Here is a 22,046-nt window from a genome sequence, read left to right as displayed (position 1 = left end):
CAGGGCGACCAAGACCCGATCCGGGCATCAGACCCGGCGACGCCCGCGCGACGGGCGAGGAAACTCAGACGGAGGGCTCAAGGATGATGGCACTGAAATGGAAAACGGCTGCCGCGCTCGTGCTGCTCGCCGCGATGACGTCGGTCGCGGCGGCGGAGGTGGACAACGTGACCATCGCCCGCCAGCCGAGCCTCGGTCATCTGCCGCTGATGATCATGGAAGATCGCGGCCTGCTGGAGAAGGAAGCGGCAGCCCGCGGCGTATCGAACCTGAAGACCCGCTACATCAAGCTCGCCGGTGGTGCGGCGATGAATGATGCTTTGCTGTCCGGCGCCATCCAGTTTGCGGCCGGCGGTGTTCCGCCTCTGGTGCTGTTGTGGGCCAAGACCAAGGACGGGTCCAATCCCGTCAAGGCGGCGGCGGCCATGAACTCCATGCCGCTCCTGCTCAATACGTCCAACCCTAATGTGCGCTCGCTGAAGGACTTCACTGCGAAGGACAAGATTGCCCTGCCGGCGGTGAAGGTCTCGGTGCAGGCCATGTTCCTGCAGATGGCCGCGGAGAAGGAGCTGGGTCCGGATCGCCGCAACGACCTCGACAAACTGACCGTGACGCTCTCCCATCCGGACGGCATGGCGGCGCTGCTGGCCGGCAACGAGGTGACCGCCCATTTCACTGCCGCGCCCATCCAGGAGCTGGAGCTCAGGAAGCCCGGCGTGCACACGGTGCTCAACACCTTTGACGTGCTGGGCCAGCCGTCCACTTTCAACGTGGTGTGGACCACGACGCGCTTCGCCAACGACAATCCGAAAATCTATGCCGCCTTCTTCGCCGCGCTCGAAGAGGCCATCGCCATCATCAACCGCGACAAGTCAGCCGCCGCCCGGGACTATGTCCGCCTTGCCGGCGACGGCAGCGAAGTGGCGCTGATCGAGGCCATCCTGAACGACCCGCAGGTGACCTTCACCACCACCCCGCAGGCCATCCAGAAATATGCGGACTTCATGACCCGCACCGGCATGATCACCGCCACGGCGCAGAGCTGGAAGGACCTCTTCCTGCCCAACGTCCACGGCAAGCCGGGAAGCTGACGCCGGCACCACGGGTCCAGCAGCTCCGTGTCGATCACCTGGGCCGGAGTCACGTGACGGTTCTATCCACCTCGGGCTGAAGCGCGAGCCTGCCGGTCGAGGTGTCGGCGCCGTCAGCGCCCGGTTGCGGCGGCGCGCCGAAGGTGGCCATCTCGCCCACCAGCCAGGCTTCCAGCGCTCTCAGCTCCGCGCGGATGGCAGCTTGCGGTGAGATCCACAGCCGGAGGTGGCGCGCGCCGGGCGTGAAGCCGAACGGCGCCACCAGCCGGCCCGACTGGAGTTCGCTCAACGCCAGCATGTGCGGCACCACCGCCACGCCGAGGCCGCAAGCGGCCGCCTGGATCAGCAGATAGAAATGATCGAAGCTGCGCGACGCCTTGAGCGCGAGGCCGCCGTTGCCGGTCGCCTGCGCCCAGTCCCGCCACGCCTCCGGCCGGGTGTTCGTGGCCAGCAGGTGTGCGCGCGCCAGATCGTCCGGCGTCTCCAGCGGCATGGCGGCGAGATAGTCCGGCGCGCAGACCGGGCCGATCCACTCTGCCCCCAGTTCACGGATGATAGCGTCGCGTGGCGGCGGGATGGTGGAGGAGCGGATCGCCAGCGAGATGTTGTCGCGGCTGAAATCGACCTTGTCGTAATTCATGTTCAATTCCACCTGCACGTCCGGATTGCGGCGGTGGAAGCCCGCCATGCGCGGGATGAGCCAGCACAGCATGATGGAGGCCGAGCAGGACAGGGTCAGCGGTCCCGGCCGCACCCGCTCCAGCGTGGAATGGATCACCCCGAACGCCGTCGTCAATCCCTCGGCGAGCCGCTGGCCCTCGGGCGTCGGATCGGTGGCGCTGCCCCGCCGCGCCAGTAATTGAACGCCAAGGGTCGCCTCAAGAGCCTTCACGTGCCGGCTCACCGCACCGTGCGTCACGCACAATTCCTCCGCCGCCCGGCTCATGCTCCGGTGCCGGGCCGTCGCCTCGAATGCGCGCAGCGCCACCAGTGACGGCAACGGGTGGCTCGGCTGCTGGGACATCGGCGGATGGCTCCGGGTTCGCTGCGATGCAGCATCGGGAATGTGAGTTTAACTCACAGAGGGCAGACAACAAATCGATTGTTTCCGGGGCCTTGCGGCGCCTAATGGCTACCGTCCAGCTCCCATCGCCCGCACCACGGGCGAGGCCGGGAGCCCAAGATCAAGAATCAGCAGACGCCAATCCATCTGCTTGTCTGGGAGAAAACCATGCCTGATCCCGAGGTGTCGGCCGTCGAGCGGTCGGCGATCAGCAAGGTCTGCTGGCGGCTGGCGCCGTTCATCGGCCTGATGTTCTTCATCAACTTCCTCGACCGAACCGCCGTGTCGTTCGCCGGACCCAACGGCATGACGAAGGATCTCGGCCTGAACGCAGCGCAGTTCGGCTTCGCCGCGGGCATCTTCTTCCTCGGCTACATCCTCCTCGAAGTGCCGAGCAACCTTGCGCTCCACAAGTTCGGCGCGCGGCGCTGGCTTGCCCGCATCATGGTCACCTGGGGCATCGTCGCCCTGCTGTTCACCTGGGTGAGCAGCGTGGAAGGGCTCTATTTCCTGCGCTTCCTGCTGGGCGTGGCGGAGGCCGGCTTCTTCCCCGGCGCAATCCTCTATCTCAGCATGTGGGTGCCGGCGCGCCACCGCAACAAGGTGCTGGCGCTGTTCTATGTGGCGCAGCCGCTCACCATCGTCATCGGCGCCCCCTTCGCCTCGGCGCTCATCGGCGCCGACGGACTGATGGGCCTCGCGGGCTGGCGCATCATGTTCTTCGGCGTCGCCGTGCCGGCCATCGTGGTGGGCGTGATCGCGTGGTTCTACCTCGTGGACAAGCCGGCCGACGCCAAGTGGCTCACGGCCGCCGAGCGCACCTGGCTGACCACTGAACTCGCCAAGGAAGACAAGGCCAAGTCCGGCGCCCACAACATCCTCGCCTCCGGTGCGCTGCTGAACGGGCGCGTTTGGATTCTGTCCCTCGTCTACTTCGGCCTCATCTATGGCCTGTATGCGCTGGCCTTCTTCCTGCCCACCATCATCTCCGGCTTCGAGGCCCAGTTCGGCTCCAAGTTCAGCGTGATGCAGAAGGGCTACATCACCGCCATTCCCTATCTGCCGGCGGCGTTCGCCCTGGTGCTGTGGAGCCGGCAGGCGGCGAAGACCGGCGTGAAGCCGTGGCATGTGGGCCTGCCCGCCCTGGTTGGCGCCCTCTCCATCCCGGTAGCGCTCTACATGAGTTCGCCGGCGACGACGGTGGCGGTCATCACGGTCACGGCCTGCGCCATCTTCTCGGCACTGCCCAACTTCTGGGCCATCCCCGCCCGCTTCCTGTCCGGCGCGGGCGCTGCGGCGGGCATCGCCCTCATCAACACGGTCGGCAACGCGGCGGGCTTTGCGGCACCTTTCATCACCGGCTGGGTGAAGGACGCCACCGGCTCGTTCCAGGCGGCGATGCTGCTGGTCGGCGGCTTCATGCTTCTCTCGGCCGTGCTCACGCTGGTGGTGGCACGGCAGGGTGATAGCGTCGCCGACGGCAGCGCGGCTCCGGCGCGCTCGGCCTGACGGCGCCACAGGACAAACGCAGGGGCCGGCCCCGCCGGCCCCGATGAAGACGACGGGAGAAACATGATGGATGCGAAGATCGCGCTGTTCGGCGCCGGCGGAAAGATGGGCGTGCGCCTGTCCAAGAACCTCGCCAAGACGGACTTCCGCGTGGCCCATGTGGAGGTCAGCGAGGTCGGCCGCAAGCGGCTCAAGGACGAGGTGGGCGTGGACTGCACCGAGGTGGATGCCGCCCTCGACGGCGCCGACGTGGTCATCCTCGCCGTGCCGGACACCCTCATCGGCAAGGTCTCCCACGCCATCTCGCCCAAGCTGAAGGCGGGCACCATGGTGATGCTGCTGGACGCCGCGGCGCCCTTCGCGGGTCATCTGCCGGAGCGGGCGGACCTCGTCTACTTCGTCTCGCACCCTTGCCATCCCTTGATTTTCAACGATGAGACCACCGAGGAAGGCCGGCGCGACTATTTCGGAGGCGTGGCGGCGAAGCAGTCCATCACCTCCGCGCTGATGCAGGGGCCGGACGAGGCGTTCGCCCTGGGCGAGGCGGTGGCGAAGGCCATCTACGCCCCCATCCTGCGCTCCTATCGCCTGACCGTTGAACAGATGGCGATCCTGGAGCCGGGCCTGTCCGAGACCATCTGCGCCACCCTGCTCGATGTCATGCGGGAAGCCATGGACGAGACGGTGCGGCGCGGGGTGCCGGCAGAGTGCGCGCGGGACTTCCTGCTCGGCCACATGAACATCCTTGCGGCGGTGACGTTCAAGGAAATTCCGGGCATGTTCTCAGATGCTTGCAACAAGGCCATCCAGTTCGGTAAGCCCCGGCTGATGCGGGACGACTGGCTCAAGTGCCTGGACAATGACGAGATCGCCGAGAGCATCCGCCGCATCACCTGAGCGGCGCCGGCTGCCCCGAGAGCCCGACCGATTCCTCAACGAAGGCAATTGGTTGGGCTCACCCGAAAGACGACCTTGGGAACCCGTGTGATGAGCGATCGTGTCCATGCCACCTACTGGATGGAGACCGGGGGCGACCCGGCCCGGACGGCGGAGGTCATCGCCGGGGAACAGTCGAGCGGCACCTTCGTGGCGCTCGCCACCGAGACGGCGGAGCTGAAGCAGCGCTCGGGCGCAAAAGTCGAGCGTCTTGAGATACTTGACGTCGTGGACCGGCCGAGCCTGCCGGGCGCCATGGCGTCCGATCGCTACACGAGGGCGACGCTCGAACTGTCCTGGCCGGTGGAGAATTTTGGCCCCTCCCTGCCGAACCTGATGTCCACCATTGCCGGCAATCTGTTCGAGTTACACCAGGTTTCCGGGCTACGTATCACCGGCCTTCAGCTGCCATTCGGGTACACGTCAGCTTTCAAGGGTCCGGCCTTCGGCATTTCCGGCACCCGGCGCCTCGCCGGTGTCTCGGAAGGACCCATCATCGGGACCATCATCAAGCCCTCCATCGGCCTCACGGCGGAGGAGACCGCGCAGCAGGTGCGTGAGCTGATCGCCGGCGACATCGACTTCATCAAGGACGACGAACTGCAGGCCGATGGCGGCCGCTGCCCGTTCGAGGAGCGGGCGCGGGCGGTGATGCGGGTGGTCAACGATGCGGCCGACCGGCGGGGCCGCAAGGTGATGGTGGCCTTCAACATCACCGGCGACCTCGACGAGATGCGCCGCCGCCATGATCTGGTGCTGGAGCTGGGGGGCACCTGCGTGATGGTCTGCCTCAATTCCATCGGCCTCGTGGGAGTGCGGGAGATCGCCCGCCACGCCCAATTGCCGTTGCACGGCCACCGCGCCGGCTGGGGCTATCTCTACCGCGCCCCGGCGCTGGGGTGGGACTATGCCCCCTGGCAGCAGCTCTGGCGGCTGGCGGGCGTGGACCACCTGCATGTGAACGGGCTTTACAACAAGTTCTCCGAGAGCAACGAGAGCGTCATCGCCGCCGCCCGTGCGGTGCTGTCGCCCCTCAACGACACGGCCCCCATGGAGGCCATGCCGGTCTTCTCCTCCGGCCAGACGGGGCGGCAGGCGGCGGAGACCTATGCCGCCATCGGCTGCGCCGACCTCATCCACACGGCGGGCGGGGGCATCTTCGGCCATCCCGCCGGCGTGCCGGCCGGAGTCGAGGCGCTTCGGGCGGCGTGGCGGGCGGCCATGGCGGGCGCGAGCCTGGAGGACGAGGCGAGCCGCAACACCGCGCTCAAGACCGCGCTCGGCTTTTGGCGATGACTTCGGGGATCAAGACCGGGGCGGCGCTGCCGGAGGGGCTGCTCCTCGCTTATTACGGCGACGACTTCACCGGCTCCACCGATGCGCTGGAGGCGATCACGGCGGCCGGCGTGCCCGCCGTGCTGTTCCTGTGCCCGCCCACGGATGAGATGCGCGCCCGCTTTCCGCAGGCGCGGGCCATCGGCCTTGCCGGCTCCTCGCGCGGGCGGTCGCCGGAGTGGATGGACCGGGAGCTGCCGCCCCTCTTCGCCCGCCTCGCGGCGCTGGGCGCGCCGGTGCTGCACTACAAGGTCTGTTCCACCTTCGATTCCGCGCCCCATGTGGGCTCCATCGGCCGCGCCATCGATCTCGGGGTGAAGCAGATGGGCGGCGGCTGGTCGCCCACGGTGGTGGGCGTGCCGCGCCTCGGCCGCTATCAGATGTTCGGCAATCTGTTCGTCACCTGGAACGGCACCACCTACCGGCTCGATCGCCACCCCACCATGTCGCGCCATCCGGTGACGCCCATGGACGAGGCCGACCTCGCCCGCCACCTGTCCCGCCAGACCGATCGGCGCATGGCGCTCATCGATCTTGCCGAAATCCGCGCCGGCAAGGCGCAGGCGCGCTGCGCGGCGCTGCAGGGCGATGACACGCCCGTGGTGCTCATCGACGTGATGGACGAGGACACGCTGGTGGAAGCCGGGCGGCTCATCTGGGAGAATCGGGGCGACGGCCTGTTCACCGCCTCCTCCTCCGGCCTGCAATATGCCCTTGCCGCCTATTGGCGCAGCCTCGGCCTGCTGCCGGAAACGCCCGGCCTGCCCAAGGCGGCGTCCGTCGAGACCATCGCCGTGGTCTCGGGCAGCTGCTCGCCCGTGACGGCGGCGCAGCTCGCTCACGCGCGGACCGCCGGCTTTCACACCGAGCGGCTGGACCTCTCCCGTGCGCTCTCCGACGCTGATCGGGAGGCGGAGATCGACCGCACGGTCGCTGTCGCAATGGATGCGCTGTCGCGCGGCCAGAGTCCCGTCGTCTACAGCGCCGAGGGGCCGGACGACCCGGCCGTCGCCGGCTTCGACGCCACCGCCGCCGTGGCCGGCCTTTCCCGTGCCGATGCGGCGCGGCGGGTGGGCACGGTGCTGGCGGAGATCATGCGCCGCATCGTGGAGAGCGGAGCGGTGCGGCGGGTGATGGTGGCGGGCGGCGATAGTTCCGGCGAGGTGATGGAGGCGCTCAACATCTTTGCCCTCGACATCGTCGCCGGCCTCGCCCCCGGCGCGCCCCTGTGCCGGGCCTGGTCGGACGACCCGCTCTACGACGGGCTGGAACTGGTGCTGAAGGGCGGCCAGATGGGTCCCACCGACTTCTTCCCCATGGTGCGCGACGGCTGAAGCAGCGTCGCGCCTGAGGATAACCTCAAGACCGGAATTCCACAGTTGCGGTGCGTCAATGCTGCGTCGCACCCTCCGTCTAGGATCTTCTTGCGGGACTTGAAAAGCAGAGCAAAGAGCGGCTGCGCAAGGCCGGGGAGCGCCGAGGGCGCTTCTCCGGGCGAGCGCGTTTGCCCTTCGCGTTCTGCGACGTGAGGAGGTCGTTCCATGAACGACGGGAGTACAATCCGGCGCGCGCCGCGATTGAAGAAACTTGCCGCCGCCGCAGCCGGCGTCGTCGTGGTCGGGGCAGCCGTGTTCTGGTGGGTCGTTACCCCGCCGCGCATCGATGAGGGTGGTCGCACCCTGCCGCAGGCGGTGGCCCCGGAGCTGGTGGCCCGCGGCAAGTACATCGCCGAACTGGGCGACTGCGTCGCCTGCCACACGAAGGCGGACGGGCAGCCCATGGCTGGCGGGCGCGGGCTGGAGACGCCGTTCGGTATGCTCTATTCCACCAACATCACACCCGATCCGAAGACCGGCATCGGCCGCTATAGTTTCGGTGCCTTCGATCGGGCCATGCGCCAGGGCGTGACCGCCGACGGCACCCACATGTACCCGGCCATGCCGTACCCGTCCTACGCGAAGATGTCGCCGGACGACATGTATGCGCTCTACGTCTACCTCATGAAGGGCGTGGCGCCGGTGGACAGCTCCAACCGGCCGTCCGGCATCGGCTTCCCCTTCAACCAGCGCTGGACACTCGCCTTCTGGAACCAGATGTTCCTCGACAGCCACCCCTTCGTCGCGGACGCGAACAAGGGTGACGTGTGGAACCGCGGCGCCTATCTGGTGCAGGGCCTCGGCCATTGCGGCGCCTGCCACACGCCGCGCGGCATCGGCTTCCAGGAACTTGCCATGGGCGATACGGGCGGCAGCGGCGACAAGTTCCTCTCGGGCTCGAAGGTCGAGGAATGGAACGCGGTCAACCTGCGCGGCCTTGGCGATGTAGATGACACGGTGGAGCTGCTGAAGACCGGCCAGAACCGCTTCGGCACTGTCTCCGGCTCCATGACCGAGGTGATCCATAACTCCACGCAGAACTTCACCGACGCCGATCTCGTGGCCATTGCCACCTATCTCGGCGGTCTGCCCACCGACCAGCCGCGCGTGCGGCGCCCGGCGACGCCGGACACGGGCGTGCCCGCGGCCATGTTCACCACCCGCGGCGGGCTCGCCTACGCCCAGTTCTGCGCCGATTGCCATCGCCTGAACGGGGCCGGCGTTGCCAAGGTGTTCCCGCCGCTGGCCGGCAATCCCACCGTGGCGGCGAAGGACCCCTCGACGCTGGTCCACATCACCCTGACCGGCTGGGCAACGGCGCAGACGCAGGCGCATGCCCGCGTCTTCACCATGCCCGGCTTCGCCCGGCTGGGCGACGACGAGATCGCGGACATCCTCACCTTCGTCCGCGCCAGCTGGGGCGACAATGCCGCGCCGGTCACGGCCGCGCAGGTGAAGGGGGCGCGCGCCACGCTCGATCCGAAGGTGGACACCCGCCCCTTCGACACGCCGCGCATCGCGGATGTGCTGAAGGAGCCCAACGCGTCCCAGCTGGTACGCGGCATGCGCCTCAATACCGAGACGCATACCCTGCTGCCGAAGAATGTCGGCAACGTGCTGAACTGCTCCAGCTGCCACCTCAATGCCGGCACGGTGGCCGACGGTTCGCCCTATGTGGGCGTCTCCGCCTTCTTCCCCAGCTACGCGCCCCGGGCCGGCCGGGAGATCACGCTGGAAGACCGCATCAACGGCTGCTTCCTGCGCTCTATGAACGGCAAGCCGCTGGCCAAGGACGGCGACGACATGAAGGCCATGGTCGCCTATTTCGACTGGATGAAGCGGGAGACCAAGCCCGAGGACAAGGTGGAAGGCCGCGGCGTCGGCAAGATCAACCCGCAGATCAAGCCGGACACCGAGAACGGCGCCAAGGTCTACGCCGCCCAGTGCGCCGTCTGCCACGGCGGCAACGGAGAGGGCATCAAGGACGCCGCCGGCGCCTTCGTCTATCCCCCGCTGTGGGGCGACCAGTCCTTCAACATCGGCGCGGGCATGGCGCGCACCTACACGGCGGCGGCGTTCGTGAAGCGCAACATGCCCATCGGCTTCCACGGCGGCTTCCCGCTGGGCCAGGGCGGCCTTACCGACCAGGAGGCGGTGGACGTGGCCGAATACTTCAGCCACATGCCGCGGCCGGACTTCGCCCCCAAGGTGAACGACTGGCCGAAGGACAAGAAGCCGGCGGACGCCCGCTACTGACCCCCTGAAACAACGAGCGCCCGGACCGTAGCGGGATCCGGGCGCTCGCGCATCCCCCCGTCGCGGGACAATGGACGGGGTGGAAAGGGGATGGGTTGGTGCGTTGCGTTGCCTTCGCTCAAACGCCGCGGGGCTTCGAGACCTCAGACGGGAAGCACCACCACCTTCGTGCCGTTGGGCACGCGGCGGTACAGGTCGATCACGTCCTGGTTCATCATGCGGATGCAGCCGGAGGAGACCGCCTCGCCGATGGTCCAGGGCTCGTTGGTGCCGTGGATGCGGTAGAGCGTGTCCTTGCCGTCCTTGAAGAGATAGAGCGCGCGGGCGCCCAGCGGGTTGGTCTCGCCGCCGGCCATGCCGCCGGTCCAGGGGCGATACTTGGCGGGCTCGCGCGCGATCATGGCGTCGGTGGGCCGCCAGCTCGGCCATTCGCGCTTGTTGCCCACATTCGCCGTACCGGAGAATTCGAGCCCTTCGCGGCCGACACCCACGCCGTAGCGCAGCGCCTTGCCGTTCTCCTGCACGAGATAGAGGAAGCGGTTTTTCGGATCGACCACCAGCGTGCCCGGCTCCTGTCCGGCGGGCGCCGCCACCAGTTGGCGCACGTTGCGCGGCTTGATGTCGTCCGGGTCGGCGGCGGGAATGCGGAAGCCGCCGTCCTCCAGCGCGCCATAGCGTGCGGCATCGGCCGGGGCAACGCGCGGCGCCTTCACCGGCATCTCCTCCTGTGTGGTCACGCAGGCGCCAAGGGCCAGCGGCAGGACGAGGGTGGTGAACAGGCCGCGCCGGGAGAGCGGACGGGAGGCGGAGAGGATATCCACGTGCAGCATCATTCCCCCGCGGTCTGGCGGCGGCGGGCTTCGGCCACGGCGCGCTTGAAGCTTGAGTAGTCAAGGGTGGAGGCGAGCAGGGGGCCGACCAGATAGGTGGGCGTGCCGCTGAGGCCGAGGGAATCCGCCTGCGCGGCGTTGCGCTTCAGGAGCGCGCCGATGTCCGCGATGTGCGCCTTCAGATCCGCCATCAGCCGGTCGAGATCGACGCCCGAGCCGGCCACCGCCTTCAGCATGGTCGGCTCGTCGATGCGGCGGCCGGGGATCGACATCAGCGCGTTGTGGACGCTCTCGTAGCGGTCCTGATAGGTCGCCGCGAGGGCCAGCTGCGCGCCGTAGACCGAAGCCTCGGTGAGCACCGGCCAATCCTTGTAGACGAGGCGGATGTGCCCGTCCTCCTTCACCACGCGGGCAAGGTCCGGCGCCGATTTCTTGCAGAAGGGGCAGTTGTAGTCGAGGAAGGCGACGATGGTGACGTCGCCCTCCGGGTTGCCGAACGTCGGCGCGGCCGGGTCGCGGAGGATGGCGTTGACATCGACGCCTTCCGCCCAGGCGGTGCCTGCATCCGCCAGCGCAGCCGGCACGAGCGCCGTGAGCGCGGCGATGCGGATGAAGTCCCGGCGTCGCATGGGTCGTCCTTCGCTCATGGGGTCAGAGGCCCGCTTCAGTGGCGAGGTGGTCGATGTCGGCGCGGGTCAGCGCGCCCACGCGGCGCGATCCCGGCACCTCGCGGCCGGTGGGATCGAGGAGGAACAGGGTGGGCGGGCCGATGACCGCGTAGCGGCCCATGAGGGCCTGCGCGCCGTCGCCATACCGGGTCACGTCCACGGCGATGCGATCGAACCGCGACAGGCGCGCGGCTGCGGCCGGCTCTGCCATCGTCGCCTCGTTGGACTTGCAGACCGTGCACCAGTCGGCGGTGAAGGAGACGAGGGTGGGGCGGCCGTCCTGACCCTTGGCGGCGAGCGCCTGCGTCAACGCCGCGGGCGACGACACCCGCACCTCCCGTGCCTCCGCATTGGCCGGGCGGACCGGCGCGGCGAGGAAGGCGAGGGGCTGCAGGGGATCGCGCGCGCCGCCGGCCGCGCCCACCAGCAGCAGGAGCCCGCCAGCCACGGCGGCGATGCCCCCCGTTTTGCCGATCCGGCGCCCGGCATCGGCGTCGGCGGTGAGCGCATCGAAGCCGCCGGCGAACACGCCGAGGCCGATGGCGAGAAGGCCGTAGAGGGCAAGGCCGGCGGCGTCGGGCAGCACACGCGCGGCGAGCCATGCGGCGATGGCGAGGAAGAGCACGCCGCAGCCCTGCTTGATGGCGAGAAGCCAGCGTCCCGAGCGGGGCAGGATCTGCGCGCCGAACGCGCCCACCGCCACCAGCGGCGCCGCCATGCCGAGGCCCAGCATGAACAAGGCGGCGCCGCCGCGCGCGGCATCCCCCGTCTGCGCCGCATAGAGCATGGCGGCGGCGAGCGGCGGCGTCACGCACGGCCCCACCACCAGCGCCGAGGCGAAGCCGAGCCCCGCCGCGCCCGCGATGGAGCCGCGTCCGCCCGTCGGCAGCCGCGCGGCCGGCGCGGAGGGGAGGGCGAGGTCGAACAGACCGAACATCGCTCCGGCCAGCCCGGCGAACACGGACGCCATCAGCCCGATGGCCCATGGCGTCTGCAGCGCCGCCTGGAGGTTCGCGCCGGTCCAGGCGGCCGCCATGCCGAGCACGCCATAGGCGGCGGCCATGGCAAGACCATAGGCCCCGGACAAGGCGAGGCCACGGGCCGGTGTCGGCTTCGCTCCGCCGCCCGCGAGGATGCCGGAGAGGATCGGCAGCATGGGGAAGACGCAGGGCGTGAAGGCGAGCAGCAGGCCGAGGCCGAAGAAGGCTCCAAGCAGGGGCAGCAGGCCCCGCTCGAACAGCGCATCCATCGCGGCTGGCTTGGCGGGCTCGGGCGGAACGGCGGCGGCCGGTTGCTCAACGGGCGCGGCTTCGACGCGCGGCGGAGCGGCGGTGATGGCGAGTGTCGCGAGATCAACCCGCCGTGTCACGGCGGGGTAGCAGATGCCCTGCTCGGCGCAGCCCTGGAAGGAGATGTCCAGCCCCCCCTTCGCCGGCAGGCCGGTGGCCTCGGCCGTCACCGAGCGGTGATAGACGTCCACCGGCCCGAAGTTGGGATCGTCCTTCTCCTCGCCCGGCGGCAAGGCGAGGGGTACGGATGCACCCCCCATCCCGGCCTTCAGGCTTTCGCGATAGAGATAGGTGCCCGGCGCGATGCGCCAGCTCAGGGACAGGCCGCTCTCCGTCGTTCGTGTCGCCGAGACGGTGAAGGCCTCGTCCGCCTTGAGGATGCGGCCCTGCGCCAGCGCGGGGGCGGCGCTGATGGCCGACAGCACGGCCAGCGCCAGCACGGCGCGCGGACGGCGGAGGTACGACAGGGGAGGGCGGGGCGTGTTCGCGACCATGACCGCTCCCTCGGATGCCTACCTTAAGCGGGCCTTAAGGTCGCGGTAGAAGGGAAGGGGGAAGGAGAAGGGCCTGATGCGCATACTGGTCGTCGAGGACGATCCGGTCCTGATGGACGGGCTCAAGGTGGGGCTCGGCCTCGCCGGAGCGACGGTGGACGATGCGACGACCTGCGCCGATGCGCGGGCGGCGCTCGCGGCCGCGCGCTTCGATGCGGTGGTGCTCGACGTGATGCTCCCGGACGGCTCCGGCCTCGATGTGCTCGCCGGCCTGCGCGCGCAAGGCGATGCGACGCCCGTCCTCCTGCTCACCGCCCTCGACGAGGCGCCGGACCGGGTGCGCGGCCTCGATGGCGGCGCCGACGACTATCTCGGCAAGCCGTTCGACCTCGATGAACTCAACGCCCGCGTGCGCGCCATCGCCCGCCGCGGCCACGGGCGGGCCGGCCCGCTGCTCAAGGTGGGGGCGCTGGTGCTCGATCCCGCCACCCTCGCGGCGACGCTGGACGGGCAGCCCATCACCCTGTCCCGGCGGGAGTTCGCCGTGCTCTCCACCCTGATGGAGCGGCCGGGCGTGATCCGCTCCCGCATGGAGATCGAGGAGCGGCTCTACGGCTGGCAGGAAGAGGTGGAGAGCAACGCCGTGGAGGTCCACATCCACAATCTTCGGGCCAAGGTGGGCCGCGAGACCATCGAGACCGTACGCGGCCTCGGCTATCGCGTCAGGGGGGCGGCATGACCTCGCTCAAGCGCAGGCTGGTGCTGATCCTCCTGGCCGCGACCGGCGTCATCTGGCTGTGCGCCACCGGATGGATCTACGCCTCCAGCCGCAGCGAGCTGGAGCATGTGCTGGACACCCGCCTGCAGGAGGCGGCGCGCATGGTCCATTCGCTGGTGGCCGGGGGCAACATCGCCGCTGCCGAGGCGGTGGCGCAGGCGACCAGCCCGCCGGAGGCCGGCTATGAGCGCCAGCTCTCGTGCCAGATCTGGTCGCTGGACGGGCGCCTCGTCGCGAAATCCGGCGGCGCGCCCGAGGAGGCGCTGGCCGAACCGGCGGAAGGCTTTTCCCAGCGCACGGTGAATGGCGAGCCGTGGCGCGTCTACACCATCCTCGATCCCGACAAGGGCGTGCGGGTGATGGTGGGCGACCGCATCGGCCTGCGCGACCGGCTGGTGCGCGATCTGGTGGCGGGGCTGCTGGCGCCGGTGATCCTCATCGTGCCGCTGCTCGGGCTGCTCATCTGGATCAGCGTCGGCCGCGGGCTGGCGCCGCTCCATGCGGTGGCCGGCGACATCGCCGCCCGTGACGGCGAGGACATGCGCCCCGTTGCGCCTGCCGCGGCGCCGGCCGAGATCCGCCCGCTGCTGGAGGCCATCAACGGCCTGTTCGCCAAGGTGGAGGCCGCACGGCGGCAGGAGCGCGACGTGACCGCCTTCGCCGCGCACGAATTGCGCACGCCCCTCGCCGGCCTGAAGACGCAGGCCCAGATCGCGCTGGCGGCGCACGACGCGCCGACGCGCGAGGGCGCGCTGCGGCAGATCCTCGTGTCGGTGGACCGCACCACCCGCCTCGTGCGGCAATTGCTGGCGCTCGCCAAGCTCGAAGGCACCCCGTCCCCGCCGCCCGAAGCTGCCGGCGAGACGGACGCCGGCGCGCTGCTGCGCGACATCGTGCGCCAGACGGCGAAGCCCGGGGCGGCTGAGGTGGTGGTGGATGATGCCCTCGACGCTGTGAAGCTGAAGGGCGACCACGAGGCATTGCACCTGATGCTGCGGAACCTGCATGAGAACGCGGTGGAGCACTCCGCCGAGCATGCAGCCGGCGGCGGCACCATCGCCTGGCGTCCATGCGCCGGCGGGCTGTGCGTGGAGGACGAGGGGCCGGGCATCCCCGAGGACGAGCTGCCGCTGGTGACGCGCCGCTTCTACCGGGGCCGCAGCCGGAGCGGCGCGGGGAGCGGCCTCGGCCTCACCATCGTCAGCATCGCCGCGGCCCGTGCCGGAGCACGGTTCACCCTTGAGAACCGCACGGACCGCACCGGCCTGCGCGCGACAATCGCCTGGCCGCAAAGGTAGCCCGCGCCCGTCTTCGCCCCGCCGGCGGGGGCCGGGGGCAACGCGAGGGGCGGGGGCGCATCATCTGTCGCGAAACTGCGGCGCGCGCTTTTCCGCAAAGGCGGCCATCCCCTCCTTCTGGTCCAGGGTTGCGAAAAGGGACTGGAACATCCGCCGCTCGAACAGAAGCCCCTCCGAGAGCGAGGTCTCGAACGCCCGGTTGATGGTTTCCTTGATTGCCAACGTGTTGACGCGGGATTTCGCCGCGATCTCCTCGGCGAAGCGCTGCGCCTCCGCCAGCAGGTCCGCGGCGGGAACGATCCGCGACACGAGGCCCGAGCGCTCCGCCTCCGCGGCGTCCATCATCCGGCCCGTCAGGCACAGGTCCATCGCCTTTGCCTTGCCGACGGCGCGGGCGAGGCGCTGGGTTCCGCCCGCCCCCGGCATGACGCCGATCTTCACTTCCGGAAGGCCGAAGCGGGCTGTGTCGGCGGCGATCACCACATCGCACATCAGCACGACCTCGCAACCGCCCCCCAGCGCATAGCCGGCCACCGCGGCGACGAGGGGCTTGCGCATGCGGGCGATGACATCCCAGGAGGCGAGGAAGTCCTCCAGAAACGTCTCGGGGTAGGTGCGGTCCGCCGCCTCCTTGATGTCCGCTCCGGCCGCGAATGCGCGGTCCGAGCCGGTGAGCACGACGCAGCCGATCTCGGGATCGGCGCCGAACTGGCCGAGGGCGCTGGCGATCTCCGCCACCATCGCGGCGTTGAGCGCATTGAGGGCGTCCGGCCGATCGAGGGTGATCCATCCCACCCGGCCGCGCGCCATCGTGCGGATGAGATCGAAGCGGCGCGGGGCGCCGGACTGGGCGGCAGGGGTCATCACGGGCTCCAGACGACAGGGTTCCGGCCGGCGCCCATGGGCGCCGGTGCTGTTGCGCGGGTGCTTGCGGGCCGTCAGTTGCCGCGGGGGCGGATCGCGGCCTGGACATCCCGCCAGGTGTCCGGGAAACCCGCGGCGAAGGCGGCGGTGACCGGTGCCACCGCGTCCCGCCACGGCTTCAGGTCGCTCACCGTGACGATGGCGGCCCCCTTGGCAGCCATGTCCTTCAGGATGGCCGCGTCGTCGGCTTCCATCCGGCCCCAGGCTTCCGTCACCTCGGCACGGGCGGCGGCGAGGAGCACGGCCCGATCCTCCGCCTTGAGGCGGTCGAGGGCGTCCGCGCGGGCGACGAGCACGTAGGTGATCATCATCAGCCCCGGCGCATGGGTGGCCTTCGGCGCCTCCATGCCGAGTTGCGAGGTCCAGGCCCCGGGCGAGGTGAACACGCCGTCGAGGGCGCCGCGGAGGAAGGCCGGCTTCATCTCCGGAATGGGCAGCACCACCGGCTCCGCCGAGAGGCGGCGCATGATGTCCTCATAGATGCCGGCGCCGGCGACGCGGATCTTCAGGCCCTTCAGGTCCGACGGGGTGGCGACGCGCTTGTCGCGGAACACGAACAATTGGTCGGCCCCGCGCATCAGCCCGATGACGCGCAGGTCCTGCCCACGGGCGAGGCTGTCCAGAAGCCCCACGACGCCGGTCCGCGCGGAGGGCTGCGCCATGGCCGCATCGTCCAGCGCGAACGGCAGGTTGATGAAGCCGAACCGCGGGTCCAGCCGCTCCAGGTTCGCGGCGTTGACGAAGGTCAGGTCGGCCTTCCCGGCCTTGATCGCCTCGAGGGAGGCGAAGCCCGGATAGATGGTTCCGCCGGGGTTGGCGGCGATGGTCAGCCGGCCGGAGGTGGACTTCGCCACCTGGTCGGCCATGGCGGTGAAATAGGGCACCCGCGGGTGGTTGAGCGGGATGTCGAAGATGAGCCGCAACTCCTCCGCCAGCGCGGGCGGCGGCGCGGCGAACGGCGCAAGCATCATCAGCGCCGCCCCTGCGAGGCGGCCGAGGGTGGTCTTCATGGCGTTTCCTCCCTGTGTCGGCAGTGCATCTGCCTTTTCTCGGACCCCGGCCTTGGCGCCGGGTCTCAATAGGCCAGCGGCCAGCGTCGCAGCCGTTCCTTCGCCTTCACCGCGAGGCGGGCGAGGCCGTTGGGCTCGATGATGAGAAAGGTGACGATGAGCCCGCCGAAGATCATCAGTTCGAGGTTCGCCAGCACGTCCGGCTTCAGCGCCTCGCCGAACAGGGTGGCGGCGTTGGCGATGGCCACGGGCAGGAGCACGATGAACGCCGCCCCGAGGAACGCGCCGAGGATGGAGCCGAGGCCGCCGATGATGACCATGAACAGGATCTGGAACGAGCGGTGCAGCGAGAAGGCCTCGATCTCCACATTGCCGAGATAGAGGAAGCTCCACAGCGCGCCCGCGACCCCGCAGTAGAAGCCCGAGACGGCAAAGGCGGTGAGCTTGGCGCGCGCCGTGTCCACCCCGGTGAGGGCGGCGGCGGTCTCCTGGTCGCGCACCGCCATCAGCGCGCGTCCGGTGGAGGAGCGCACCAGGTTCTTGGCGAGGACCGCCAGCACCACCACCGTCGCGAAGGCCACGAGATAGCGCGCGGGCACCGAGGAAAAGGCATGGCCGAAGAAAAAGAGCGTCGGGGTGGAGACGACGCCGGAGGGGGTGTTCAGCACCAGCCACGGAATGTGGGTGCAGATCCATTCGATGAAGAACTGGGCGGCGAGCGTCGCCACCGCCACGTAGAAGCCGCGGATGCGCAGGGAGAGCAGGCCAAAGGCGAGGCACACCGCCCCCGCCACCGCTCCCGCCAGCACGAAGGAGACCGGGAAGGGCAGCCACGGCAGGCGGATGACGAGGTTCACCGCCGCGTAGGCCCCGACTGCCATGAAGGCCCCCGAGCCGAGCGAGAGCAGGCCGGCATAGCCGGTGAGGATGTTGAGCCCGATGGCCGCGAGCGACAGGATGAGAAAGGGCAGCAGGATCGAGCCGAGCCAGTAGGGCCCGGCCACCAGCGGCACCACGAGCGCCCCCACGGCCACCAGGGCCACCACCGCCCAGCGGTCGAGGGCCACGGGGAAGATGGCCTGTTCCTGGGCGTAGGACGTCTTCAGGGCGCCGGCGTCACGGTAGAACATGGCTCAGACCCTCGCGATGCGCGCCGCGCCGAACAGGCCGGCGGGGCGGATGAGGAGGACGGCGATGGCCAGCGCGTAGGGGAACCAGTTCTCGATGCCGCCGCCCACGAACGGGCCGAGATAGATCTCTGCGAGCTTCTCCGAGACCCCGATGACGAGCCCCGCCACGATGGCGCCGGCGATGGAGTTGAAGCCGCCGAGGATCATCACCGGCAGTGCCTTCAGCGCCACCAGCGTCAGCGCGAACTGCACGCCGAGCCGCGCGCCCCACACGAGGCCGGCGACGAGGGCGATGAAGCCCGCGGCCCCCCACACCACGGCCCAGATGAAGCCCAGCGGCACGCCCGCCACCTGCGCCGCCTGGGTGTCGTCGGCCACCGCCCGCAGCGCGCGCCCGACCTTGGTGTAGGAGAAGAAGACGGACAGCACCGCCACCAGCACCGCCGCCATCACCGCGGCGGAGAGGTCGAACTGCGAGATGAGGATGCCGCCGATCTCGATGGGCTCGTCGGAGATGCCGAGGTCGAGCCCGCGCACCCTCGTGCCCCATATGAGCTGGGCGAAGCCCTCGAGGAAGATGGAGAGGCCGATGGTGGCCATGAACAGGATCATGTGATCCTGCCCGATCAGCGGGCGCAGCACTGTGCGCTCGATGGCCACTGCGAGCGCCAGCATGGCGGCGAGGGCGGCGAGGAAGGCGGCCCACATGGGCAGGCCGAACTCCAGGAAGCCGACGAAGGTGAGCGCGGCGAACAGCACCATCGCGCCCTGGGCGAAGTTGAACACGCCCGAGGCCTTGAAGATGAGCACGAAGCCGAGCGCCACCAGCGTGTACATGACGCCGGACAGGAGGCCGCCCACCACCACTTCGAGAAAAAAGGAAAAGTCGCCCATGATGTGCTCCTTCACGCGGCTTCGCCGAGGGCGGCGGACCCGAGATAGGCGGCGATGACCTCGGGGTCGGCGCGCACCTCGGCCGGCGTGCCGTCGGCGATCTTGCGGCCGTAGTTGAGGACCGCCACGCGATCGGACAGGCCCATCACCACGCCGATGTCGTGCTCGATGATGAGCACGGTGGTGCCGAAGCTCTCGTTGACCCGGCGGATGAAGCCGCACATGTCGCGCTTCTCCTCGTGGGTCATGCCGGCCATGGGCTCGTCGAGCAGCAGCAGCTTCGGCTCGGTGGCGAGCGCCCGGGCGAGTTCCACCCGCTTCTGGATGCCGTAGGGTAGGCTCGCCACAGGGCTCTTGCGCAGGTGCTCCAGCTCCAGGAAGGCGAGGATGCGCTCCGCCGCTTCCCGCTCGCGCCGCTCCTCCGCCGATGCGGAGGGCAGGCGCAGGAGCTTGCCGAGCAGTCCGCCCTGGAAGCGCGCGGCGCGGCCCACCAGCACGTTGTCGATGACGTTCATGCCCTTGAACAGCGCCACATGCTGGAACGTGCGGCCGATGCCCGAGCGCGCAGCAAAGGCCGGCCGCATGCGCGCCCGCGCCTTGCCGGCGAAGCTGATGGTTCCGGAGCGCGGGTGGTAGACGCCATTGATGACGTTGAGCAGCGAGGTCTTGCCCGCGCCGTTGGGCCCGATGATGGAGAGGATCTCGCCCTCATGGACGGCGAGGGACACGTCGGTGAGCGCCTTCACCCCGCCGAAGGCCACGTTGACGTTGCGCACATCCATGAGGAGCGGGCCGGGGGTGCGTGCGGCGTGCGCGCCGCGGCTCGCCGCGGCGATGGCCCACGGGACGGCGGGGGCGCTGTGGCGGGTGTCCCCCTCCAGCGTCAGGTCGTTCGGTCCGAAGCCCTCGGCCGTGATCTCGAAGGCGGTGATGGTCACGCCGCCGAAGACGGCATCGGTCGCGAGGCGCGCCTTCACCCGCTCGACCGCCGCCTGGGCGCGGGCTGCGGCCTCGGCGCCATCGTCGGCGTCGTCGGCCGCCGCCACGACGGCGAGGCGGGCGAGGAGCCCGTCGCCCGCCGGGGTCACGCGGGCCCGGTCGATGCCCTCCTCGGCGCGCAGCAGGGCCTCGATGCTGCGCAGCCGGCCGGCATGGGTATCGGACAAGGCGGTGCGGGAGCACGGCGTGCCGTCTTCGCCCAGGGCGAGATTGCGGTCCAGCGGCAGGCCCCAGGCCGTCAGGCGCCCGGCGCAGCCCGGCTCCAGCGCGCCGGAGGTGACGAAGGCGAGGCGGCAGCGGCTGAGGCCGATGGCGTTGCGCAGCGGCGCCGTGAACAGCAGCCCCGCGCCCGGGCCGCCCACTGCCCCCCAGCGGGAGAGCGCGCGCGTGAGCGGCCCGCCGGCGGCGAGGCGGCGGCTCGCGTCCCGCGCCATCAGCTCCAGCGCCCGCGCCGGCGCGCCGAGCACCGTGGGCGCCACCTCCCGAATATCCGACGGAAAGCTTGCCGGCCCCTCGACGCAATGCACGCTGGCGCCGGACACCAGCGGGGCGACAAGGCTCAGGGCGGCATCGGCACTGCCCGACATGGGCAGGAACGCCAGCAGGCGGTCGGACGGCCCAAGGGCGAGCCGGGCCGCAAGGGCGTGGCCGGCGGAGAGCAATTGGTCGTGGGAGAGCGCCACCGGGCGGGGCGCGCCGTCGGCGCCGTCCGTATGGAGGACGAGGGCGGTGCGCCCGCCATCCACCGTCGCGGCACGCCAGGCGAACCACGCGCCGGCATCCGCTCCGGCGTCCTCCGGCGGCACGTCCAGCGCATCGAGGCGCCGCACCGTGCCGCCGCCGCCGACCGCGCGCCACACGCGGGCGGCGTCCTCGCTCTCGCAGATCACCAGCGCCGGCTCGGCCTCCGGCGCACCGAAGCGGCGCAGGAATTCGGGCGCGAGCGGCATGGCCACGGCGCCGAGCCCCTGCGCGGCGAGGAGGGCGGCGTAGAGGTCCGGCCGGTTCTCGCCCACGGTCACGAGGAGGGAACCTTCGGCGAGGCCGGCATCCTCGAACAGGCGCGCCAGCGCCGCGACGCGGGCGAGCGTGTCGTGGAAGGTCCAGGTGCGCCAGATGCCGCCGCGCTTGTGGCGCATCGCCGGATGGCCGGCATGGCGGCGGGCGGCGGCGATGAGCGCGCCCGGCAGCGTCTCCTTCCGGTCGGCGGCGGCAAGCGCGGCATGGTCGGGGGCGAGGTTCATCACGGGGTCTGTCCCTTGGGCCATGGCGGGGATCGCGGGGGCGCGGGTCACGAGAGCCAGCGCGGGCGACGCCGCGCCACGAGGGCGGTACCGTCGGCCTCGGCGGCCGCGTCGAGGCCGAGGTAGGAGGCGCGGATCTCCGGATCGGCGGCGAGCACGCCCGCCGGTCCTTCCCGCACCACGCGGCCGCCCTCCACCAGATAGGCATAGGTGGCGTAGCGCAGGGCGACGGCGGCGTTCTGCTCGGCGATGAGGAAGGTCATGCCCTCCTCCCGGTTGAGGCGCTGCATGATGGCGAAGATCTCCTCCACCAGCAGCGGCGCGAGGCCCATGGACGGCTCGTCCAGAAGGATCATGCGCGGCCGGGCCATGAGCGCCCGGCCGATGACGCACATCTGCTGCTCGCCGCCGGAGAGCAGGCCGGCCGGCTGCCGGCGCCGCTCCTTCAGGCGGGGAAACGTGTGGTAGACGCGTTCCAGGCTCTCGCCCACCGCCCGGTCGCTGCGGGAGTAGGCGCCGACCTTCAGATTGTCCTCCACCGAGAGGGTGGGGAAGGCGTGGCGGCCCTCCATCACCAGGGACAGGCCGCGCCGGGCGAGGTCGGAGGCATCCAGCCCGTCGATCCGCGCGCCATCGTAATGGATCGCGCCGCGGGTCACCTCTCCGCGCTCGGCGCGCAGCAGGTTGGCGATGGCCTTCATGGTGGTGGTCTTGCCGGCGCCGTTGGCGCCGAGCAGGGCGACGATGCCGCCCTTCGGCACGCTGAGCGTGAGGCCGCGCAGCACCAGCGCGAGGCGCCCATACATCACCTCGATCCCGGCCACGGACAAAAGGGGATCCTGCCCGCTCATGGCGTGCCTCTCCGCGCGTTGGTGGTGAAACGGGGCGCCGCCCCGCGCGTGGTGAAAAGGGGGGCGCCGCG

At 70.2% G+C, this 22,046-nt stretch carries 18 protein-coding genes; 8 read left to right on the top strand and 10 right to left on the bottom strand.

Annotated elements, in window-relative coordinates; all coding sequences use genetic code 11:
• Window positions 1-83: 83 nt before the first annotated feature.
• Window positions 84-1,091 (top strand): ABC transporter substrate-binding protein, encoded by a 1,008-nt coding sequence (locus ACT535_RS16430; RefSeq protein WP_476365240.1) that lies wholly within the window; start codon window positions 84-86, stop codon window positions 1,089-1,091.
• 49 nt (window positions 1,092-1,140) lie between these two features.
• Here the strand turns inward: ACT535_RS16430 and ACT535_RS16425 are convergent, their stop codons facing one another.
• Window positions 1,141-2,115, bottom strand: coding sequence for a LysR substrate-binding domain-containing protein (locus ACT535_RS16425; RefSeq protein ID WP_476365239.1), 975 nt, complete (start codon window positions 2,113-2,115; stop codon window positions 1,141-1,143).
• Between the two features lie 207 nt (window positions 2,116-2,322).
• On the opposite strand from ACT535_RS16425, the gene ACT535_RS16420 reads away from it, so the two are divergent.
• The 5 genes from ACT535_RS16420 to ACT535_RS16400 all read left to right on the top strand — a co-directional run bounded on the left by ACT535_RS16420 (window position 2,323) and on the right by ACT535_RS16400 (window position 9,566).
• Window positions 2,323-3,663, top strand: coding sequence for an MFS transporter (locus ACT535_RS16420; RefSeq protein WP_476365238.1), 1,341 nt, complete (start codon window positions 2,323-2,325; stop codon window positions 3,661-3,663).
• 66 nt (window positions 3,664-3,729) lie between these two features.
• The gene (locus ACT535_RS16415) at window positions 3,730-4,560 is read left to right on the top strand and encodes a phosphogluconate dehydrogenase C-terminal domain-containing protein (protein ID WP_476365449.1); all 831 of its coding nucleotides are present in this window, start codon (window positions 3,730-3,732) and stop codon (window positions 4,558-4,560) included.
• Between the two features lie 90 nt (window positions 4,561-4,650).
• Window positions 4,651-5,895 (top strand): ribulose-bisphosphate carboxylase large subunit family protein, encoded by a 1,245-nt coding sequence (locus ACT535_RS16410; protein ID WP_476365237.1) that lies wholly within the window; start codon window positions 4,651-4,653, stop codon window positions 5,893-5,895.
• Window positions 5,892-7,268, top strand: coding sequence for a 3-oxo-isoapionate kinase OiaK (oiaK, locus tag ACT535_RS16405; RefSeq protein WP_476365236.1), 1,377 nt, complete (start codon window positions 5,892-5,894; stop codon window positions 7,266-7,268). The genes ACT535_RS16410 and oiaK overlap by 4 nt, the downstream gene beginning before the upstream one ends.
• Before the next feature lie 207 nt (window positions 7,269-7,475).
• Window positions 7,476-9,566, top strand: a complete 2,091-nt coding sequence (locus ACT535_RS16400; protein WP_476365235.1) for a c-type cytochrome — start codon at window positions 7,476-7,478, stop codon at window positions 9,564-9,566.
• A 143-nt stretch (window positions 9,567-9,709) separates the two neighbouring features.
• On the opposite strand, the gene ACT535_RS16395 is transcribed toward ACT535_RS16400, so the two are convergent.
• From ACT535_RS16395 to dsbD, 3 genes are read right to left on the bottom strand one after another with little or no spacing between them, the layout of a single operon-like run.
• Window positions 9,710-10,399, bottom strand: a complete 690-nt coding sequence (locus tag ACT535_RS16395) for a L,D-transpeptidase (protein WP_476365234.1) — start codon at window positions 10,397-10,399, stop codon at window positions 9,710-9,712.
• Window positions 10,396-11,025 (bottom strand): DsbA family protein, encoded by a 630-nt coding sequence (locus ACT535_RS16390; protein ID WP_476365233.1) that lies wholly within the window; start codon window positions 11,023-11,025, stop codon window positions 10,396-10,398. The genes ACT535_RS16395 and ACT535_RS16390 overlap by 4 nt, the downstream gene beginning before the upstream one ends.
• A gap of 22 nt (window positions 11,026-11,047) precedes the next feature.
• Window positions 11,048-12,847 (bottom strand): protein-disulfide reductase DsbD, encoded by a 1,800-nt coding sequence (gene dsbD, locus ACT535_RS16385; RefSeq protein ID WP_476365232.1) that lies wholly within the window; start codon window positions 12,845-12,847, stop codon window positions 11,048-11,050.
• 76 nt (window positions 12,848-12,923) lie between these two features.
• Here dsbD and ACT535_RS16380 point away from each other — a divergent pair, with 76 nt between their 5' ends.
• Together ACT535_RS16380 and ACT535_RS16375 are read left to right on the top strand one after the other, a co-directional pair.
• Entirely contained in the window at window positions 12,924-13,586 is a 663-nt protein-coding gene (locus ACT535_RS16380) for a response regulator (protein WP_168459517.1), read from the top strand.
• Window positions 13,583-14,923: an ATP-binding protein gene (locus ACT535_RS16375; RefSeq protein ID WP_476365231.1), complete on the top strand. Its 1,341-nt coding sequence runs from the start codon at window positions 13,583-13,585 to the stop codon at window positions 14,921-14,923. Before ACT535_RS16380 ends, ACT535_RS16375 begins: the two co-directional genes overlap by 4 nt.
• 60 nt (window positions 14,924-14,983) lie before the next feature.
• Here ACT535_RS16375 and ACT535_RS16370 read toward each other — a convergent pair whose 3' ends face one another.
• The 6 genes from ACT535_RS16370 to ACT535_RS16345 form a co-directional block, all read right to left on the bottom strand.
• Complete coding sequence (locus ACT535_RS16370; protein ID WP_476365230.1) at window positions 14,984-15,787, bottom strand: enoyl-CoA hydratase; 804 nt, start codon at window positions 15,785-15,787, stop codon at window positions 14,984-14,986.
• A gap of 74 nt (window positions 15,788-15,861) precedes the next feature.
• Window positions 15,862-16,857, bottom strand: coding sequence for a TRAP transporter substrate-binding protein (locus ACT535_RS16365; RefSeq protein WP_476365229.1), 996 nt, complete (start codon window positions 16,855-16,857; stop codon window positions 15,862-15,864).
• A 65-nt stretch (window positions 16,858-16,922) separates the two neighbouring features.
• Window positions 16,923-17,987, bottom strand: a complete 1,065-nt coding sequence (locus ACT535_RS16360) for a branched-chain amino acid ABC transporter permease (RefSeq protein WP_476365228.1) — start codon at window positions 17,985-17,987, stop codon at window positions 16,923-16,925.
• Between the two features lie 3 nt (window positions 17,988-17,990).
• Complete coding sequence (locus ACT535_RS16355; RefSeq protein WP_476365227.1) at window positions 17,991-18,881, bottom strand: branched-chain amino acid ABC transporter permease; 891 nt, start codon at window positions 18,879-18,881, stop codon at window positions 17,991-17,993.
• 11 nt (window positions 18,882-18,892) lie between these two features.
• Entirely contained in the window at window positions 18,893-21,148 is a 2,256-nt protein-coding gene (locus ACT535_RS16350) for an ATP-binding cassette domain-containing protein (RefSeq protein WP_476365226.1), read from the bottom strand.
• Window positions 21,149-21,171: 23 nt separating this feature from the next.
• Window positions 21,172-21,975, bottom strand: coding sequence for an ABC transporter ATP-binding protein (locus tag ACT535_RS16345; protein ID WP_476365225.1), 804 nt, complete (start codon window positions 21,973-21,975; stop codon window positions 21,172-21,174).
• Window positions 21,976-22,046 lie beyond the last annotated feature (71 nt).

It is taken from the genome of Xanthobacter sp. DMC12 (genome assembly GCF_056314105.1).
The sequence above is the reverse complement of the archived record's forward strand: the minus strand, read 5'-3'. Positions and strand labels throughout refer to the sequence as shown.

Coding starts and splice junctions, on each gene's coding strand:
- ACT535_RS16430 (WP_476365240.1), top strand. CDS start 84: ATGATGGCACTGAAATGGAAAACGGCTGCCGCGCTCGTGCTGCTCGCC.
- ACT535_RS16425 (WP_476365239.1), bottom strand. CDS start 2,115: ATGTCCCAGCAGCCGAGCCACCCGTTGCCGTCACTGGTGGCGCTGCGC.
- ACT535_RS16420 (WP_476365238.1), top strand. CDS start 2,323: ATGCCTGATCCCGAGGTGTCGGCCGTCGAGCGGTCGGCGATCAGCAAG.
- ACT535_RS16415 (WP_476365449.1), top strand. CDS start 3,730: ATGGATGCGAAGATCGCGCTGTTCGGCGCCGGCGGAAAGATGGGCGTG.
- ACT535_RS16410 (WP_476365237.1), top strand. CDS start 4,651: ATGAGCGATCGTGTCCATGCCACCTACTGGATGGAGACCGGGGGCGAC.
- oiaK (WP_476365236.1), top strand. CDS start 5,892: ATGACTTCGGGGATCAAGACCGGGGCGGCGCTGCCGGAGGGGCTGCTC.
- ACT535_RS16400 (WP_476365235.1), top strand. CDS start 7,476: ATGAACGACGGGAGTACAATCCGGCGCGCGCCGCGATTGAAGAAACTT.
- ACT535_RS16395 (WP_476365234.1), bottom strand. CDS start 10,399: ATGATGCTGCACGTGGATATCCTCTCCGCCTCCCGTCCGCTCTCCCGG.
- ACT535_RS16390 (WP_476365233.1), bottom strand. CDS start 11,025: ATGCGACGCCGGGACTTCATCCGCATCGCCGCGCTCACGGCGCTCGTG.
- dsbD (WP_476365232.1), bottom strand. CDS start 12,847: ATGGTCGCGAACACGCCCCGCCCTCCCCTGTCGTACCTCCGCCGTCCG.
- ACT535_RS16380 (WP_168459517.1), top strand. CDS start 12,924: ATGCGCATACTGGTCGTCGAGGACGATCCGGTCCTGATGGACGGGCTC.
- ACT535_RS16375 (WP_476365231.1), top strand. CDS start 13,583: ATGACCTCGCTCAAGCGCAGGCTGGTGCTGATCCTCCTGGCCGCGACC.
- ACT535_RS16370 (WP_476365230.1), bottom strand. CDS start 15,787: ATGACCCCTGCCGCCCAGTCCGGCGCCCCGCGCCGCTTCGATCTCATC.
- ACT535_RS16365 (WP_476365229.1), bottom strand. CDS start 16,857: ATGAAGACCACCCTCGGCCGCCTCGCAGGGGCGGCGCTGATGATGCTT.
- ACT535_RS16360 (WP_476365228.1), bottom strand. CDS start 17,987: ATGTTCTACCGTGACGCCGGCGCCCTGAAGACGTCCTACGCCCAGGAA.
- ACT535_RS16355 (WP_476365227.1), bottom strand. CDS start 18,881: ATGGGCGACTTTTCCTTTTTTCTCGAAGTGGTGGTGGGCGGCCTCCTG.
- ACT535_RS16350 (WP_476365226.1), bottom strand. CDS start 21,148: ATGGCCCAAGGGACAGACCCCGTGATGAACCTCGCCCCCGACCATGCC.
- ACT535_RS16345 (WP_476365225.1), bottom strand. CDS start 21,975: ATGAGCGGGCAGGATCCCCTTTTGTCCGTGGCCGGGATCGAGGTGATG.